Source organism: Streptomyces sp. NPDC050856 (assembly GCF_040653855.1).
Lineage (GTDB): Bacteria > Actinomycetota > Actinomycetes > Streptomycetales > Streptomycetaceae > Streptomyces.
On record NZ_JBFAGV010000012.1, the window covers coordinates 75,314 to 91,351 of the forward strand.

The following is a 16,038-nucleotide window of genomic DNA, read 5'->3' on the forward strand; positions in this document are numbered from 1 at the left end:
TTCCCTATTGTTCACAGCCATGGACCCGCAGCCACGACGTTCGCGAACCCCGCAGCCCGCCCCGCCCGGACCGCTGCCCGCCCATGTCACCCAGGACGCCGTCGTGGTCGTCCCGGGCATCATGGGCAGCGAGTTGAAGGACACGACCACCGGCAGGCACCTGTGGGGCCTGCACCGGGCGTCGTGGTACGTCAACGCCTGGACCCGTCCCGGCGGGCTCGACGCGTTACGCCTGACCGAGGACGAACTGGAGGGCAGGACCGGCCGGATCGTGGCCACCGGGCTGCTCTCGCACTCCGCCTGGACGCCCTACCTGCGCGGTGTGGAGCCGTACACCGATCTGCTGGCGCTCGTGCGGAGCTGTGTGGCCGACGACGCCGCGATCCTGCCCTTCGCCTACGACTGGCGGCTCCCCGTCGCCACCAACGCCCGGCTCCTGGCCGACCGGGCCCGCCGGCACCTGACCACCTGGCGGCGGCACCCCGCCCAGCACCTGGCCCGGGAGCACCGGGTCGACCAGCGGCCCGCGCGGCTGGTGTTCGTGGCCCACTCCATGGGCGGACTGGTCGCCCGCGCCGCCCTGGACGGCGGCTACGACAGCGAGCTGGCCACGGACACCCGGGGTGTCATCACCCTGGGCACGCCCTTCCACGGCGCGGTCAAGGCCGCCGTCATCCTCAACACGGGCCGGGGGGCGCCCGTGCCGCTGCCCCACCGCAAGCTGCGCGCGATCTGCGCGACCATGCCCGGACTGCACGACCTGCTGCCCCAGTACCGCAGCGTCCGCGACGGCGGGTCCGTCCGCCACCTCACGCCCGGGGACGTGGCCGCGCTCGGCGGGGACGCGGACCTGGCACGGGAGTCGGCGGCCTTCCACCTGGCCCAGCGCCAGGTGAAGCTGCCCGACCACCGGGCCGTCGTCGGCACCAACCAGCCCACCTGGCAGAGCCTGACCCTGCGCGACGGGCGGGTCGAGGCGCACCTGGACGGGGCCCGGCAGAACACCGACGGCACCTTCGTCAGCGACCGCCGGGGCCGGGTGCGGTACTTCCAGGTCCATGGCGACGGGACCGTCTACAAGGAGTCGGCCGCGCTCGGCCCGGCGGTGACCACGCTGCCGCTCCAGCACGGGGCCGTGGCCAAGGACCGCTCGGCGCTGGAGGCGGTCGCCGAGATCCTGCGGGAGGACGTCCACCTCGGGCCGCCGCAGGGCGACCCCGGCTGTGGGCTGTCCACCCCCGACCTGGTGGAGGCCGGCCGGCCCTGGACCCTGTCGCTGCACCAGGTGGACTCGCTGGCCGGCCTGACCTGCCGGATCACCGATGTGGAGGACTCCCGCGAGGTGCCGGCGCCGCTGCTGGGCTGGCTGGACGGCGGCATCGGCGCCCGGGTCACCCTGGACAGGCCGGGTCTGTACCGGGTGGGCGTGCGCACCCTGGACGGCTTCACGGTCACCCAGCTCGTGCTGGCCACCGAGCCGGGGCAGCGCCTGGAGGAGAGCGCCTAGGCGCCGGGGGCGGGCCCCGCCCGCCGCCCGGCCCCGCGGCCCGCCCGGCCCCGCGCGCCGGACCCGCGGCGCGCCCGGTCATGCCACCCGGTAGCCGAGCGCCGTCGCCAGGACCGCCGCCTGCTCCAGGTCGATCCTCGCGCCGGCCGCGTCGACCGTCCGGGGGTCCAGTGACGACAGGTCGCTGCCCCGCAGGTCGGCACCGGTCAGCCGGGCGCTGTGGAGCGCCGCGCCCGCCAGGTCGCAGCCGCTCAGGGTCGCGCCCTCCAGGCGGGCGCCGGTGAGGTCGGCCTCCCGCATCCGCACGCCGTCGAAGACCGCCTTGCGCAGGTCGGCGCCGGGCAGGCCGGTGAAGGACCAGTCCCCGCCGGTCACCCGCAGCAGCCCGAACGTCGACCCCTGGAACCGGCTGCCGACGACCTTGCACCGCTCGAAGCGCGCGTCGAAGAAGCCGCACGCGCGGAAGACGCAGTTGGTGAAGGCGGCGTCCGTGTGCCGGGACGCGTTGAACCGGACGCCGGCGAAGACGCACTCGTCGAAGCGGGCGCCCTCGTTGAGCACCTCGGTCCAGTCGGTGTCGTAGAAGGTGAGGCGCTGGTGGGTCCGCCCGGCGCCGAGCTTCCGGCCGTACCAGTCCTCGCCCCGTACGACGGGCTCCCGGCCGGGCGTGGGGGCGTGTTCCGGTGTGTTCTCCATGCGGCCGATTGAACAGGCCGCCACCGACAGCGGCGGCCTCAGGCCGTGGCGTACCGCTGGAGTCCGGTCCTCACGTCCTCCGCGGTCATCACCGGGAACATCTCGATGCGGGCGCCGACTCTCGTCCGGGAGGGGCGGCTCCAGTCTTGGAGGAGGCCCCGCGGCGCGCACCCAGGGCCGCGCCGTTCGGGGGACGGATACGCGCCGGTAGCCCTTGCTGCCGGCGCGGGCCGCGAGGAGACTCGAATGAGGGTGGGAGCGCGGAGCGGACGCCGGGACCCGACCGCGCGCGTGCGAGGAGGCCGCCGCATGATCACCCATCGACTCGGACGTGATGTCACCGTCCTCAACGACCACCTGCCCGTGCCGGGGATGGGTTTCCTGACGGTGAACGCGTTCGTGCTGCACGCCGCGGAGCCCGTCGTCGTGGACACCGGGCTGAGCCTGCCCGACCGGGGTTTCATGGACGCGCTCGGTTCGGCCGTCGATGTCGCGGACGTGCGGTGGATCTGGCTGACGCACCCGGACCGGGACCACACCGGGGCGCTCTTCGAGCTGCTGGCCGCCGCCCCCAAGGCGCGGGTGGTGACCACCTTCCTGGGCGCGGGGATCATGTCGACGGAGCGCCCGCTGCCGATGGACCGGGTGTACCTGCTCAACCCCGGGCAGAGCCTGGACGTCGGCGACCGGACGCTGGTCGGGTTCCGGCCGCCGCTCTTCGACAACCCCGCCACCGTGGGGTTCGTCGACACCGGCTCACGGACCTGCTTCAGCTCCGACTGCTTCGGGGCGCCGCTGTCCAGCGAGGACCTGGCCTCCTGCGGTGACGTGGCGGAGGTCCCGTCGGACGAGCTGCGGGCCGGTCAGCTCCTGTGGGCGACCGTGGACAGCCCATGGGTGCACCTGGTGGACCCGGTGGCGTACCTGAGCACGGCCAGGCCGCTGCGGGCGATGGAGCCCGAGCTCATCCTCAGCACCCACCTGCCGCCGTCGGCGGGCCGGCTGCCGGAGTTCCTGGACATGCTGGCCGCCGCGCCCGGGGCCGACCCGTTCGTCGGCCCGGACCAGCGCGGCCTGGAGGAGATGCTCGCCGGCTTCGAGCCCGCCCGACCGGTCGGCCGCCCCGTCGGCCGGCCCACCGTGGGGCCCACCGTGACGTGACGGTTCCCCACCGCGCGTCGCTGACTGCCCGTCAGGTGTGCTGATCGCAGATCCTGTCACGACCTTGTGCAGGGCGTCGTCCAGTGCTGACGCGTACGTTGTTGACAAGGCAGACTGTCGGGGGCGGAACCAGCGGTACGGGCAGGGGGAGCTATGGACCGTGTAGACGGGCCACGAGTGCCGGAGCAGCGCGCTCCGCGGCCTGGTCGCGAGGGCGGCCTGCGCTTCGGTGTGCTCGGCCCGGTACGCGCGTGGCTCGGGGGCGACCCGCTGCCGTCGGGGTCGCCGCAGCAGCGGGCGCTGCTGGCCGCGCTGCTGCTGCGGGACGGGCGGACGGCCACGGCGGCCGAGCTGATCGACGCCATCTGGGGCGACGAGCCGCCCTCGCAGGCGCTCGCCGCGGTACGGACGTACGCCTCCCGGCTGCGCAAGGTGCTGCCGCCGGGCGTGCTCGTCAGCGAGTCGGGCGGGTACGCGATCCGTGGCCGCCCCGAGGCGCTGGACCTCAGCGTCGCCCAGGAGCTGGCCGCCGCGGCGGAGAAGGCGCGGGCCGCCGGCGACCGGGCCCAGGCGCGCGCGCTGCTCGGCAGGTCGCTGGGCCTGTGGGACGGCGAGGCGCTCGCCTCCGTACCCGGCCCGTACGCCGAGGCGCAGCGCGTCCGCCTGGAGGAGTGGCGGCTCCAGCTCGTCGAGACCCGGCTCGACCTGGATCTGGAGGTGGGCTGCCACGCGGAGGCGGTCTCCGAGCTGACCGCCCTGACCGCCGCCCACCCGCTGCGGGAACGGCTGCGGGAGCTGCTGATGCTGGCGCTGTACCGCAGCGGACGGCAGGCCGAGGCGCTGGCGGTGTACGCCGACACCCGCCGGCTGCTCGCCGACGAGCTGGGCGTGGACCCGCGCCCGGAGCTGTCCCGGCTCCAGGAGCGCATCCTGCGGGCCGACGCCGAGCTGGCCCGCCCGGTGGAGGAGGCGGCGCCGGCGCCCGCGGTGTCGCGGCCCGCGCAACTGCCGGCGACGGTTCCGGACTTCACCGGCCGGGGCCCCTTCGTACGGGAGCTGAGCGACCGGCTCGCCGGCGCCGAGGGGTCGGTCATGGCCGTCTCGGCGCTCGCCGGCATCGGCGGGGTGGGCAAGACGACGCTCGCCGTCCATGTCGCGCACGCCGCCCGGCCGTACTTCCCGGACGGGCAGCTCTACGTCGACCTCCAGGGCGCGGGCGCCCGCGCCGCCGAGCCGGAGACGGTGCTCGGCGCGTTCCTGCGGGCGCTGGGCACGCCCGACTCGGCCATCCCCGACACCCTCGACGAGCGGGCCGCGCTGTACCGCTCCACGCTGGCCGGGCGCCGGGTGCTGCTCCTGCTGGACAACGCCCGGGACGCCGCCCAGGTCCGGCCGCTGCTGCCGGGCACGGAGGGCTGCGCGGCCCTGGTGACCAGCCGGGTCCGCATGGTGGACCTGGCGGGCGCGCACCTGGTGGACCTGGACGTGATGTCGCCCGAGGAGGCGCTCCAGCTCTTCACCAAGATCGTCGGGGCGGAGCGGGTGTCCGCCGAGCGGGAAGCGGCGCTCGACGTGGTCGCCTCGTGCGGCTTCCTGCCGCTGGCCATCCGTATCGCCGCCTCCCGGCTGGCCTCCCGCCGCACCTGGACGGTGTCGGTGCTGGCGGCCAAGCTCGCCGACGAGCGGCGCCGGCTGGACGAGCTCCAGGCGGGCGACCTCGCGGTGAAGGCCACCTTCGAGCTGGGCTACGGCCAGTTGGAGCCGGCCCAGGCGCGGGCGTTCCGCCTGCTGGGCCTGGCCGACGGCCCGGACATCTCGCTGGCCGCCGCCGCGGCCGTGCTGGACCTGCCGACGCACGAGGCGGAGGATCTGCTGGAGTCCCTGGTCGACACCTCCCTCCTGGAGTCGGCGGCCCCCGGCCGCTACCGCTTCCACGACCTGGTCCGCCTCTACGCGCGTGCGTGCGCCGAGCGCGACGAACAGCCGCCGGCGGAGCGGGAGTCGGCCATGTCCCGGCTGCTGGACTTCTACCTGGCGACGGCGGCGCGGGTGTACGCGATAGAGCGCCCGGGCGACCGGACCGTCCACCACCTGGAGCCCACCGGCTACCCGGGCAAGGTGTTCACCGACGACGAGGAGGCGCTGGACTGGCTGCACGCGGAGGCCGGCTGCATCCTGGCCTGCGTGCAGCAGTCGCTCGGCCCCGGCACCCTGCGGCGCGCCGTCGACCTGCTCCTGAGCTCCAAGGACCTGGCGGAGTCCGGCTCCAGCTCGCGCCGCTACAAGGCGGCCACGCTCGCCGCGCGGGACGCCGCGGCGCGGGCGGCCGACACCCACGCCGAGGCCCGGGCGCGGGTGACGCTCGCCCAGGTGCACAGCACCGCCGGACTGTTCGACCAGGCGGCCGTCGAGGCCGAGCGGGCGGCGGAGCTCGGGGAGCGCACCAACGACCCCTGGACGCTCAGCAACGCCCCGAACGAGCTGGGCATCATCGCCAACTGCACCAACCGGTACGCCGACGGCGAGACCTACCTGCTGCGGGCGGTGACGGCCTTCCGCGAGGACGGCAACCGGCCGGGTGAGGCGAGCGCGCTGTGCAACCTCTCCCGGGTGGTGGCCTCCATGGGCCGGACGGCCGACGCCGTGGACCTGGCCCGGCAGGGCGTCGCCGTCTACGACGAACTGGGCCTGACCCTCCGACTCGCCAACGCGCGCTACGCCCTGGGTATCGTGCTCACCCAGGCGGGTCGGTTCGTGGACGCCCTGGGCGAGCTGTCCCAGGCGCTGTCCATCTTCCAGGAGAACCGGCAGCGCCTGTGGGAGGGCACCACGCACTTCCGCATCGCGCAGGTCCACCTGGCCTCCCGGCGCCCGGCCAACGCCGCGCAGCACGCCGAGCAGGCGCTCGCGACCGGCTGCATCGGCGGTGACTGGATGCAGGCCAACGCGTTGACGCTGCTCGGCAGGGCGCTGCACAGTCTCGGCCAGGCGGGACGCGCGCAGGCCTGCTGGCGGGAGGCGCTGGCCGTGTACGAGCAGTCCGGCGCCGAGGAGGCCGTCGAGGTACGGCGCCTGCTCTCCCCGCTCCAGGCGGCCTGACCAGCGGTTTCGGGGGCGTTCATCGAACGTTTATGACGGTCTGGGACCTTCATTACGTCGGTTCGTCGCGTCGGGGGGCAGACGAGTCGCCGCGGACCTCACCGTTAAGGTGAGCGTCCCTGGAACGCCCGTTCGGCGGCCCTCGGGGGAGTTGCCGAGCGGGCGTTCACCACTCACTACGCCATCACTCAGGGGAGAAGACGATGAGCGACATCACGAAGAACGAGGACCTGGTGACGTTGGACAGCCACTCGCCCGTCCCGCCGGCCCTCAAGGACCCGGAGATCACCACACTGGACAGCCACTCGCCCGTGCCGCCGGCCCTCAAGGAGCCGGAGCTGAAGCCGCTGGACAGCCACTCGCCGGCGCCGGCACCCAAGTAGACCAGCACCGACGGGGGTGCGGTCGCGGCGGTGGCCGGGGGGAGCCGCCGCGCCGCGGCACACGGGGGACAGGGGCCCGGACCGTACTGGTCCGGGCCCCTGCTTCGGTCTGCCTCAGGCCATGTCGCGGAAGACGTTGATGACGGCGCACCTGGTGTACTCGGAGCCGTCGCCGCTGCCGGTGTACGGGGTGCTGGCCGTGGCCGTCCGCGAGCCCGAGCCGCGGACGAGGAGGTCGTCCACCTCGGCGACCGCCCGGTGGACGTTCGGGTCGCCGGTGGCGCCCTTGAACTGGAGGGTGACGTCGTACGTGTAGTCCAGCGAGCCGCTGTTGGTGACGGTGATCCGCGCGGTGAGGTTCCTGCCCGAGGCGTCCATCCGGCACTCGTCGATCTTGACGTCCCGCATGGCCCGGTGGGAGCTGGAGCTGCCCGGGACGGTTACGCCGGACGAGCCGCCGGAGCCGGAGCTGTCGCTGTGCGACCCGCTGGTCCCGCCGCTGGAGGTCGAGCCGTCGTAACCGCCGCTGGTGCCGGAGCCGGAGGAGCTGTCGTACCCCCCGGTGCTGGAGCTGCCGCCGCTCGTGCCGCCGCTGTCGCCGCTGCCGCTGTGGCTGCTGCCGCCGCCACAACCGCCACCCCCGGAGCCACGGGCGCCGGTGAGCGCGATCATTACGACGCCGAGGACGGCAACCGAGCGGACATGGCGAAGCTTCACGTTCAACCCCCGTTGACATGTGGATGCGGGCCCAAAATTGACGGGCGCACGTCACCCTAGCAGCGCTCCCGAGGCCCTCCGGCAACGCTTCGGGCGGCTCCCGTGCCCGGTCCGCGCCACCGCCGGCGCCACCGTTCAGGGTCCCCAACCACCGCGTTCCCGGCGTCCGTCCTGTGGCAGCCCGTCCCCACCGGGCGTAGCGTCGTGATCGAGAGCCGCACCCCAGGGAGGCCCATGATGATCCGCAACGTCATCGGAGCCGTCCTCGCTCTCGTGGGAGCGGCGGCCGCCGTCCTCAGTCCCTTCCGTGCCTGGTACGACGGCCGTCACGGCCGCGACTACCGCGTCGCCGACCTGTTCGGCGGCATCACCGCCTGGCGGGCCGACCTGACCACCTCGCTCCTGCTGCCGTTCGCGTTCGCCGCGCTGCTGACACTGGTCGGGCTGCTGCTGCTCTCCCGGCCGCTGGTCGCGCTGGCCGCCCTCGTCGTCCTGGGCTTCACCGTCCTGTGGATGATCCGGCAGGGGCAGGCGGCGGACGGGCTCACCGTGGACCCCGACGGTTCGGGGCTCGGCTGGGGAGTGGCCCTGGCCGGAGCCGGCGGGTTGCTCCTGGTGCTGGCCGCCCTCCTGATGCGCGGCCGGACGCGCCGCCACGGACGGGTGAACGGTGATCGCGGGCGCGGCGACGGTCACGGGCGCGGCCCGTTCCGCCGCGGCCGCCGGGTGGACCGGGAACCGGAGGACCGGGCGTACGGGCGTGACGACGGCTACGACGCCGGGTACGGGCCCGGACCGGGCCACGGGCACGACCCGGACGGGCGGCGGGCCGGTGGCTTCGGCCACGGCGGCGGGGCGGACCCCTACCCCGCCCAGGACCAGCACGACCCCTACCCGTCGCGGGACCAGCACGACCCGTACCCGCCCCGGGACGCGCACGACCCGCGCCGGCACCCGGACGCCTAGCGCGCCGGCGCGCTCCTTCCGGTGGCCGTGCCCTTCACCGCGTCCAGCGCGTACACGCAGCGGTCCTTGCTGCACGCGTACACCACGCCGGCCCGCGCCACCAGCGAACCGGTGATCTCACCGCCCGTCGTCAGCTTCCAGCGGAGCTGGCCGCCGCTCGCGTCCAGGGTGTACAGCACATGGTCCGCCGAGCCGAAGTGCAGGCGGCCGTCCGCGACCACCGGGGAGCCGATGATCCCGCCGCCCGCCGCGAACCGCCACTTCGGGGTGCCCGTGACGGCGTCCAGCGTGTACACGGCGCTGCCGCTGCCGACGTGGACGTTGCCGTCCGCGACGAGCACCGGATCGGTGGACTGGCGGGACTCGGTGGCGATCCGCCAGCGGTCCTTGCCGGTCGCCGCGTCCAGCGCGTACACCGTGCCCAGGTAGTCCGCCAGGTAGATCCCGCCGCCGGTCACCGCGGGCCCGGGCGCGAAGGCGGGCGGCGAGAGGAAGACCGCCGGGGCCTCGAAGTGCCACCGCACCCGGCCGGACAGGATGTCGAACGACAGCACCCGGGTGCCGGCGGCGACGTACACATGGCCGTCCTCGGCCGGGGTGACCCGCACCGGCACCCCGCCGCAGGAAGCCGCGTCGCCGATGGGGTACGACCAGCGCTCGGTGCCGGTACGGGCGTCCAGCGCGCGCAGCCGGGCGTCCTGCCACACGTACACCGTGTCGCCGTGGACGGCCGGTCCGGCCTCCGGGGTCTCGAAGTCGGTCTGGGCGCCGGTGATCTCCCAGAGCTTGGCGCCGTTGGCGGCCTCCCAGCCCTGGACGCCGCCGCCGCGCGTACCGGTGACCACGGTGCCGCGGTCCACCTGGAGGGAGTACACCCAGGCGTCGGTCCGCAGCCGCCACCGCTCGCTGCCGTCCACCGCGTCGAGGGCGTACAGCGACGGCCCGTCCGAGGCGTGGATACGTCCCCCCGCGACCGCCATGGACCAGGCCACGTCCCGGGTCTTGAACTGGCGCCGGCCACTGGCCACGTCCAGGGCGTGCACCTCGAAGGACGTGACGTACAGCAGGTCGCCGTCGACCACGGGGGTGCCCCACACGTCGTTGGACATCCGGAACCGCCAAGGGCGCCAGTGTCCGGGCGCCGCCGCGCCCTCCGGCGGGGCCGGGGGCGCCGACAGCGGCGGTCCGGTGGGCGGCGGCGGAACCGGCGCCGCCGGGCGGGCGGCGGGGCCCGCGCCGTGCGGCGCGCCGCCGTCCAGGCCGGCGGGGGCCGGGCCGGTGGCACCGGCCGGCGGGCGGATCCAGCCGGTCGTGGGCCCGGCGTCGGCCGTGAAGACGCCCCGGGTGTCCGCGACCCGGGGGCCGGGGCCGATCGGCACCTTGGCGCCGGGCAGCCGTACCGGGTCCCCCGCCGGCGCGGGGCCGTGGGCCTGTCCGGTACGGGGGTCGCCGCCGCGCCGGACCGGCTCCCAGTCCCGGCCGGGCCCGGCGGCCGGGGCGCCGGCGTGCGCTCCGGCGGATCCCGCGGCCGACGGGCCCGGGCGGGGCGGGGCGGGCGGCGCCGGGGGCACGGGCGGGGCCGAGGGCGGCGGCGGGGCGGGGCGACCGCCCCGGCGCTCCTCGATCATCGCCGTGGCCCGCGCGGGCAGCCACGCCGAGGCGGTACCGCTGTCGTCGCTGCCCGCGCCGAACAGGTGCGGGGCGAGCATGGCCTGGAGGTCGGCGGGTGAGGGCCGCAGGCCGGCCTCCATCTGCATGCAGGACTCGATCAGCGGTCGCAGCTCGTCCGGCAGCCCTGTCACGTCGGGGCCCTCGCGCAGCAGCATGAAGACGGTCTCCACCGGGTTCGCCCCGTGGAAGGGCGGGTGCCCGGTCGCCGCGAAGACCAGGGTGGAGCCGAGCGAGAAGACGTCACTGGCGCCGGTCACGCTGCGCGAGTCGCGCGCCTGCTCGGGCGACATGTAGGCGGGGGTGCCCACGGCGACGTTGGTCATGGTCAGCCGGGTGTTGGAGACGCCGGAGGCGATACCGAAGTCGATGACGCGCGGCCCGTCCTCCACCACCAGCACGTTGGACGGTTTGAGGTCGCGGTGGACCAGGCCGGCTCCGTGGATGGACTGGAGGGCCTCGGCGATACCGGCGGCGAGCCAGCGCACCGCGGGGGCGGGCAGCGGCCCGCACTCATTCACTATCTCTTCGAGGGAGGGGGCCGGGACGTACGCGGTGGCCAGCCACGGCACCGCGGCCCTGGGGTCGGCGTCCACCACCGCCGCCGTGTAGAAGCCGGACACCGCCCGGGCGGCCTCCACCTCACGCGTGAAGCGGACGCGGAACAGCTGGTCCTCGGCGAGTTCGGTCCGCACCGTCTTGATCGCCACGCGCCTGCCCGACGCGGACCGCGCGAGATAGACCAGCCCCATGCCGCCGGCACCGAGCCGGCCCAGTACCTCGAACGGGCCGATCCGCCGCGGGTCGTGCTGCGTCAGCTGCTCCACCTTGCCTGCCACCTCCCCGTCGGGGCCATGAGGGTACGGCCCCGTGCCCCCTGATTCTTCCTGTCCTGGGCGGTGGTTGCGAACCCGGGGGCGGATCGGGGTGTCTCACCCTGATCCGGACACCTCCGGCGGTGGCCCGGCCGGCCGTGCCCGTCAGGCCGCCATCGGTTCCGCGAGGACCGCGAACACCGCGCCCTGGTTGTCGGCGATCACCGCGATCCTGCCGTACGGGGTGTCGAACGGCGGCTCGGTGACCCTGCCGCCCAGGCGGGTGGCCAGGGCGGCGGTGTCGTCGCAGTCCGCCACCGCGAAGTAGCTGAGGAAGTGCGCGGGCATCTCGGCCGGGAAGGTGTTCGTGATGACACCTCGGCCACCGATCGCCGTCTCGTCACCGGCCCGGGTACCGGCCGGGGACCACACCCGGAAGTCCATCGAGGCGTCGTCCAGGTCCCGCACCTGGAAGCCGAACACCGACTCGTAGAAGGCGTCGACGGCGTCCTTCTTCCTGGTGTAGACCTCGGTCCAGCAGAAGGACCCCGGCTCGCCCTGCTTCTCGAACCCGGTGTGGTCACCGGCCTCCCACAGCCCGAAGACGGCCCCGTCCGGGTCGGCGGCGAGGGCCGTGACGGCGAAGCCGTCCAGCGGCAGGGGCTCGGTCACCATCCGGCCGCCGGCGTCCCTGATCCGCGCGCCGAGGGCGACGATGCCGGGGGTGGCGAAGTAGACGCCCCACACGGTGGGCATGCGGCCGTCCCGTTTGGGCGCGAGCGCGGCGACCCGGAGCCCTTCGCTGTACGCGTGGGTGTACTCGGCGCCGCCGTCGAACGTCCACCCGAACAGCTCCCCGTAGAAGCGCTTGCCCGCTTCGACGTCCGGGAGCAGCGCGTCCACCCAGCACGGCGTGCCCTCTGTCAATGCGGCCATGGGCCTGGTTCCTTCCTGGGTACGGGTGTGTGGTGCCCGTCACAGTCACGCTACTGGGGTGGCGCGCGACCCGCAGCCAAAGAAACCGAACACGCATACGACCTGACCGCCCGGATGGCTTGTCCACCGAGTTTGTCCACAGGCTGTTGATAAGTTTTCCGGATGAGCCGACCGGCGCGACGGGCCGCAGCGGCACACCGCCCCGGACCGGTTCCCGACGTGGCTGAAAACCGCCCACCGGCACGACCCCGGCAGGAACCCCGGAAACCGTCCGGCAACAGGTCCGGGACGGGCGCGCGACCGGCCCTGGAGCGGGGCGCACCCCATTTGCAGTCGGCCGAATCGCGCCCCGATCACCCCTCGGTAAGCTGACGACATGACAGGACAAGTACGCACCGTCGACGGCCGTGTGGCCGGCCGACGCGGGCAGGCGACGCGGCAGAAGCTGCTCGATTGCCTCAGCGAGATGCTCAGCTCCTCGCCGTACCGGGACGTCAAAGTCATCGACGTGGCCCGGAAGGCGGGCACTTCACCCGCGACTTTCTACCAGTACTTTCCGGACGTCGAGGGCGCGGTCCTCGAAATCGCGGAGGAAATGGCCAAGGAGGGCGCCGGGCTGACCGAACTGGTCTCCGGCCGTAGCTGGGTCGGCAAGGCCGGCTGGCAGGCGTCGGAGGAACTGGTCGAGGGATTCCTCGACTTCTGGCGCAGGAACGACGCCATCCTGCGCGTGGTCGACCTGGGCGCCGCCGAGGGCGACAAACGGTTCTACAAGATCCGCATGAAGGTCCTCAACTCGGTCACCAACTCCCTCACGGACGCGGTGAAGGAGCTCCAGGGCAAGGGCAAGGTCGACAAGGACGTCAGCCCGGCGGCCGTCGCCGGCGCGCTCGTCACCATGCTGTCGGCGGTCGCCTCGCACCAGAAGGGCTTCACCGCCTGGGGCGTCAAGCAGGCCGAACTCCGCCCCAATCTGGCCCTGTTGGTCCACCTCGGCATCACGGGCAAGAGGCCGTCCAGGTAACCGGCCCGCCCTCTTCCTCTCCCCCGGTACGTCCTGTCGCGCCGGCGGTGGTCAGTTCCGGCCACCGCCGGCGTTTTCCGTTCCCCCGGGCGGCCCAAGCCCCGCACGGCGGCCGGAACCGGGGACCGGGCCGCGGGGGCAGGATGGGGCCATGACTCAGGACCGCTTCCGTGAGACCCTCCGCTCGCTGCGGGTGTGGGACACCGCCCTGCCCGGTTTCGACCCGCGCACCGCGCCCGACGCTCCCCTGCCGCTGTTTTGGAGCTGGTTCGTCGACGCCGCCGGTGCCGGGCAGAGCGAGCCGCACACCATGTCGCTGGCCACCGTCGACGCCGACGGCCGCCCCGACGTGCGTACGGTGATGCTGCACGACGCCGACGAGCGCGGCTGGCACTTCGCCTCCCACGCCACCAGCGCCAAGGGCCGCCAACTGGCCGCCCGGCCGGACGCGGCGCTCGGCTTCTACTGGCCGGCGCGGGGCCGCCAGGTGCGCGTGCGGGGGCGGGTGGTGACCGGTACGCCCGAGGAGGCGTACGACGACCTGCACGCCCGGTCGGCCGGCGCCCTCGCCTCGGCGCTGGTGGGGCGCCAGAGCGAGGTCCTGGACTCGCCGGAATCCCTGGCGCGGGCGAGCGAGGCGGCCTGGGAGCGGGCCACCGCGGAGCCGGACGCGCACGCCGAGACGTGGACGCTGTACGTCCTCGACCCGTACGAGGCCGAGTTCTTCCAGGGTGACGAGCGGCGCCGGCACGTACGCCTGCGCTACCGCCGCACCGGCGGGAGCACCGGCGGCGGGGAGTGGGAGCGGGAGCTGTTGTGGCCGTAGGCCCCCCGCCGGCCCCGGATGGCGGGGGCGGCGGAGGGCCGGGGCGGTGCTCCGGGGCCGGTCAGGCGCCGATGCGGACCGGGGCGGTCTGGCGGGCGGCGCCGTGCACGTAGGCGCCAAGGGTCCCGTTCGCGTTCAGGACGACCATCGCGTTGCCCTCCTGCACCAGCAGGGACTTGCCCTTGGCGTAGTACGTGGTCGGGCCCCAGGTGCCCTTGGGGGTGGTCACGCGGATGCCGTAGAGGCCGTTGTCCCTGGTCAGCTTGATGAGCGTGCCGTTGGACAGCTTGTAGCGGCCGGGCGTGGCGCTCGTGGTGGTGGTGCCGGTCCAGGTCAGGCTGTAGCCCATGCGGTCCAGCGTGACGTAGCGGTTTCCGACGCGCCGGACGTCCTCGTAGCTGCCGGCGGCGGGGCGGAGGTGGCCGACCAGGTACGCGCCCTGGAAGAGACGGGCCTGGTAGTCGTGCTTGGCGACCTTGTACGTCTTCTGCGTCAGCCCGCCCGGCAGGGAGGTGGTGCCGACCAGGGTGCCGCTGACGTTGCAGGCGGCGGGCAGCTTCGGGAACGCCGTCGGCGTCCAGGGCATGTCGCCGCCCTGGCTGCGCTGGTGGAAGACCGGCGCGGAGGAGATCACGCCGGTGACCTTCAGGCCGACCGAGGTGTCCACCGTCCGGTACTGGTCCACCTTCGCGACGGACCGGCCCTTCTCGTCCCTGAGCTGTGCCGTGGCACCGGTGTGCGCGCTGTTGGTGAGCGTGACCTTCCAGCCGCCGAAGACCGAGGGCACGGTCTGGCTCACCACGCAGTTCTCCGCGATCACCACCCGCGCGGGAGTGGCGTTCCCCGTGGTGGTGGCGGAGGCGCCGGTGGCCGACGCGGTGACACCGACGAGGGCGGCGGCGGAGACGACGGTGGCACGGAGGGCGGTGGCGCGAAGGGCGGTACGCATGACGGCTCCTGAACGGATGGCGTGGGACGAGGAGGAGCAGCCGCCTGTCCGCTTGTTCGGTGATGTCCGTCGAGCCTGGCGGGCTGCACGGACAACGTTATGGATCTTGTGTTCTGGAGCCATCCGCTCCATGTCACAGCCGCGTGACGAGGACCTGGACCTTCGCGCACGACTCCAGGAACGCGCCCCAGGCGCCCGGGGTGACGGCGAGGGCGGGACCGTCGGGGACCTTGGAGTCACGGACGTGCACGGAGTGCGGGCAGGCGGCGACCTCGACGCACGCGTCGCCCTCGTTGGCGCTGTAGCTGGACTTGCGCCAGTCGTAGGCGACTTCGACGCACTCGCCGCCCGTGTTACCGCTGTAACTGCTCTTGAACCAGACCAGGCCGGGGTTCATAGCTTCGCCGCCATCCTCTCGATCAGTTCCACGGACTCCCAGGGCGTGAGCGCCTGGGCCCGCAGCGCGCCGAAGAGGTCGATGAGCTGGTTGACCTCTTCGGGTTTCGAGATCAACGTATCCCCGCCCTGGCCCTCCGTGTACCCCAGATTCCGCCCTTCCCGGGTACTCAGCAGTTTCAACGACCCCATGAGCCCCGCGTGCACCGACCGCTGCGTCGGCATGACCTGCACCGTCAGGTGGTTCCTGGCCCTGACCGACTCCAGCACATACAGGAGCTGTTCCTTGAGCACCGGCTCACCGCCGATCGGTCGCTGAAACGCCGACTCCTCGACCACGTAACTCACGATCGGCTTCGGCCTGCGGTCCAGCACCTCCTGTCGTTCGAGCCGCGCCTGCACATGCCGCTCGGTCTCGTCCGGCTCACACATCGGCACCCGGGTCTCGTACAGCGCCCGCACGTAGGCCGGGGTCTGCAGCAACCCCGGCACGACCATGCACTCGTACGCGCTGATGCTCGCCGCGTCCGCCTCCGTGCGCTTCCAGTTCAGGAACTTCGGCGAGTACTTCTCCTCCTCCATCAGCTCCACGCACGACCGCAGCACCCCCTGCGCGCCCAGCGCCGCGTCCGCGTCGACGAGGAACGCCGTCGTCGGGATGCGTTCCGCCCGCTCGTACGCGCCCACCAGCGACTCCGACATCAGCAGCCGGTCCGCGAGGTCCTTCTGCGTCAGGTCCGCCAGCGTGCGGAACTTCTTGACCAGCTCGCCCACGTGCCTGCGCGCCGGCGAGGGCTCACCACTCGATCCCACCACCGCCACCGTCCTTCCCACACCGCCCCGAAGTGGATCGTGTCCCTCTGGTGACGCTACGCATCCGGCCCGATCCTCGTAG

General features: G+C 73.7%; 14 protein-coding genes. 7 read left to right on the top strand and 7 right to left on the bottom strand.

The window, feature by feature from the left end; translation table 11 throughout:
• Nucleotides 1-19 precede the first annotated feature (19 nt).
• Nucleotides 20-1,507, top strand: coding sequence for a hypothetical protein (locus AB0H53_RS13895; protein ID WP_362111319.1), 1,488 nt, complete (start codon nt 20-22; stop codon nt 1,505-1,507).
• 78 nt (nt 1,508-1,585) lie between these two features.
• On the opposite strand, the gene AB0H53_RS13900 is transcribed toward AB0H53_RS13895, so the two are convergent.
• Nucleotides 1,586-2,203, bottom strand: a complete 618-nt coding sequence (locus AB0H53_RS13900) for a pentapeptide repeat-containing protein (RefSeq protein ID WP_362111322.1) — start codon at nt 2,201-2,203, stop codon at nt 1,586-1,588.
• A gap of 309 nt (nt 2,204-2,512) precedes the next feature.
• Here AB0H53_RS13900 and AB0H53_RS13905 point away from each other — a divergent pair, with 309 nt between their 5' ends.
• The 3 genes from AB0H53_RS13905 (at nt 2,513) to AB0H53_RS13915 (ending at nt 6,846) form a co-directional block, all read left to right on the top strand.
• On the top strand, nt 2,513-3,364 hold the full coding sequence (locus tag AB0H53_RS13905; protein ID WP_362111325.1) for an MBL fold metallo-hydrolase: 852 nt from the start codon (nt 2,513-2,515) through the stop codon (nt 3,362-3,364).
• Nucleotides 3,365-3,517: 153 nt separating this feature from the next.
• Complete coding sequence (locus AB0H53_RS13910; RefSeq protein WP_362111328.1) at nt 3,518-6,463, top strand: BTAD domain-containing putative transcriptional regulator; 2,946 nt, start codon at nt 3,518-3,520, stop codon at nt 6,461-6,463.
• Nucleotides 6,464-6,666: 203 nt separating this feature from the next.
• Nucleotides 6,667-6,846 carry a sigma-like protein gene (locus tag AB0H53_RS13915; protein ID WP_362111331.1) on the top strand — a complete coding sequence of 60 codons (180 nt, stop codon included), beginning with the start codon at nt 6,667-6,669 and terminating at the stop codon, nt 6,844-6,846.
• A 114-nt stretch (nt 6,847-6,960) separates the two neighbouring features.
• Here AB0H53_RS13915 and AB0H53_RS13920 read toward each other — a convergent pair whose 3' ends face one another.
• Complete coding sequence (locus AB0H53_RS13920; RefSeq protein ID WP_362111334.1) at nt 6,961-7,563, bottom strand: hypothetical protein; 603 nt, start codon at nt 7,561-7,563, stop codon at nt 6,961-6,963.
• A 237-nt stretch (nt 7,564-7,800) separates the two neighbouring features.
• Here AB0H53_RS13920 and AB0H53_RS13925 point away from each other — a divergent pair, with 237 nt between their 5' ends.
• A complete protein-coding gene (locus AB0H53_RS13925; RefSeq protein WP_362111570.1) occupies nt 7,801-8,529 on the top strand; it encodes a hypothetical protein in 729 nt (242 codons plus the stop codon).
• Here the strand turns inward: AB0H53_RS13925 and AB0H53_RS13930 are convergent.
• Both AB0H53_RS13930 and AB0H53_RS13935 read right to left on the bottom strand, forming a co-directional pair.
• Nucleotides 8,526-11,024: a PQQ-binding-like beta-propeller repeat protein gene (locus AB0H53_RS13930; protein ID WP_362111337.1), complete on the bottom strand. Its 2,499-nt coding sequence runs from the start codon at nt 11,022-11,024 to the stop codon at nt 8,526-8,528. The two genes, AB0H53_RS13925 and AB0H53_RS13930, sit on opposite strands and share 4 nt — an antisense overlap.
• A 153-nt stretch (nt 11,025-11,177) precedes the next feature.
• A complete protein-coding gene (locus AB0H53_RS13935) occupies nt 11,178-11,948 on the bottom strand; it encodes a VOC family protein (RefSeq protein ID WP_362111340.1) in 771 nt (256 codons plus the stop codon).
• A gap of 376 nt (nt 11,949-12,324) precedes the next feature.
• On the opposite strand from AB0H53_RS13935, the gene AB0H53_RS13940 reads away from it, so the two are divergent.
• Together AB0H53_RS13940 and AB0H53_RS13945 are read left to right on the top strand one after the other, a co-directional pair.
• The gene (locus AB0H53_RS13940; protein ID WP_362111343.1) at nt 12,325-12,972 is read left to right on the top strand and encodes a TetR family transcriptional regulator; all 648 of its coding nucleotides are present in this window, start codon (nt 12,325-12,327) and stop codon (nt 12,970-12,972) included.
• Nucleotides 12,973-13,123: 151 nt separating this feature from the next.
• Nucleotides 13,124-13,798 carry a pyridoxal 5'-phosphate synthase gene (locus tag AB0H53_RS13945; protein ID WP_362111346.1) on the top strand — a complete coding sequence of 225 codons (675 nt, stop codon included), beginning with the start codon at nt 13,124-13,126 and terminating at the stop codon, nt 13,796-13,798.
• A 61-nt stretch (nt 13,799-13,859) separates the two neighbouring features.
• Here the strand turns inward: AB0H53_RS13945 and AB0H53_RS13950 are convergent, their stop codons facing one another.
• The 3 genes from AB0H53_RS13950 to AB0H53_RS13960 form a co-directional block, all read right to left on the bottom strand.
• On the bottom strand, nt 13,860-14,747 hold the full coding sequence (locus tag AB0H53_RS13950) for a hypothetical protein (protein WP_362111349.1): 888 nt from the start codon (nt 14,745-14,747) through the stop codon (nt 13,860-13,862).
• Between the two features lie 133 nt (nt 14,748-14,880).
• Nucleotides 14,881-15,144, bottom strand: coding sequence for a DUF397 domain-containing protein (locus tag AB0H53_RS13955; protein WP_362111352.1), 264 nt, complete (start codon nt 15,142-15,144; stop codon nt 14,881-14,883).
• On the bottom strand, nt 15,141-15,959 hold the full coding sequence (locus AB0H53_RS13960) for a helix-turn-helix transcriptional regulator (protein WP_362111355.1): 819 nt from the start codon (nt 15,957-15,959) through the stop codon (nt 15,141-15,143). Before AB0H53_RS13960 ends, AB0H53_RS13955 begins: the two co-directional genes overlap by 4 nt.
• Nucleotides 15,960-16,038 lie beyond the last annotated feature (79 nt).

Excerpts from the sequence above, each read along its gene's own strand:
- AB0H53_RS13895 (WP_362111319.1), top strand. The coding sequence starts at position 20 with ATGGACCCGCAGCCACGACGTTCGCGAACCCCGCAGCCCGCCCCGCCC.
- AB0H53_RS13900 (WP_362111322.1), bottom strand. The coding sequence starts at position 2,203 with ATGGAGAACACACCGGAACACGCCCCCACGCCCGGCCGGGAGCCCGTC.
- AB0H53_RS13905 (WP_362111325.1), top strand. The coding sequence starts at position 2,513 with ATGATCACCCATCGACTCGGACGTGATGTCACCGTCCTCAACGACCAC.
- AB0H53_RS13910 (WP_362111328.1), top strand. The coding sequence starts at position 3,518 with ATGGACCGTGTAGACGGGCCACGAGTGCCGGAGCAGCGCGCTCCGCGG.
- AB0H53_RS13915 (WP_362111331.1), top strand. The coding sequence starts at position 6,667 with ATGAGCGACATCACGAAGAACGAGGACCTGGTGACGTTGGACAGCCAC.
- AB0H53_RS13925 (WP_362111570.1), top strand. The coding sequence starts at position 7,801 with ATGATCCGCAACGTCATCGGAGCCGTCCTCGCTCTCGTGGGAGCGGCG.
- AB0H53_RS13935 (WP_362111340.1), bottom strand. The coding sequence starts at position 11,948 with ATGGCCGCATTGACAGAGGGCACGCCGTGCTGGGTGGACGCGCTGCTC.
- AB0H53_RS13940 (WP_362111343.1), top strand. The coding sequence starts at position 12,325 with ATGACAGGACAAGTACGCACCGTCGACGGCCGTGTGGCCGGCCGACGC.
- AB0H53_RS13945 (WP_362111346.1), top strand. The coding sequence starts at position 13,124 with ATGACTCAGGACCGCTTCCGTGAGACCCTCCGCTCGCTGCGGGTGTGG.
- AB0H53_RS13950 (WP_362111349.1), bottom strand. The coding sequence starts at position 14,747 with ATGCGTACCGCCCTTCGCGCCACCGCCCTCCGTGCCACCGTCGTCTCC.
- AB0H53_RS13955 (WP_362111352.1), bottom strand. The coding sequence starts at position 15,144 with ATGAACCCCGGCCTGGTCTGGTTCAAGAGCAGTTACAGCGGTAACACG.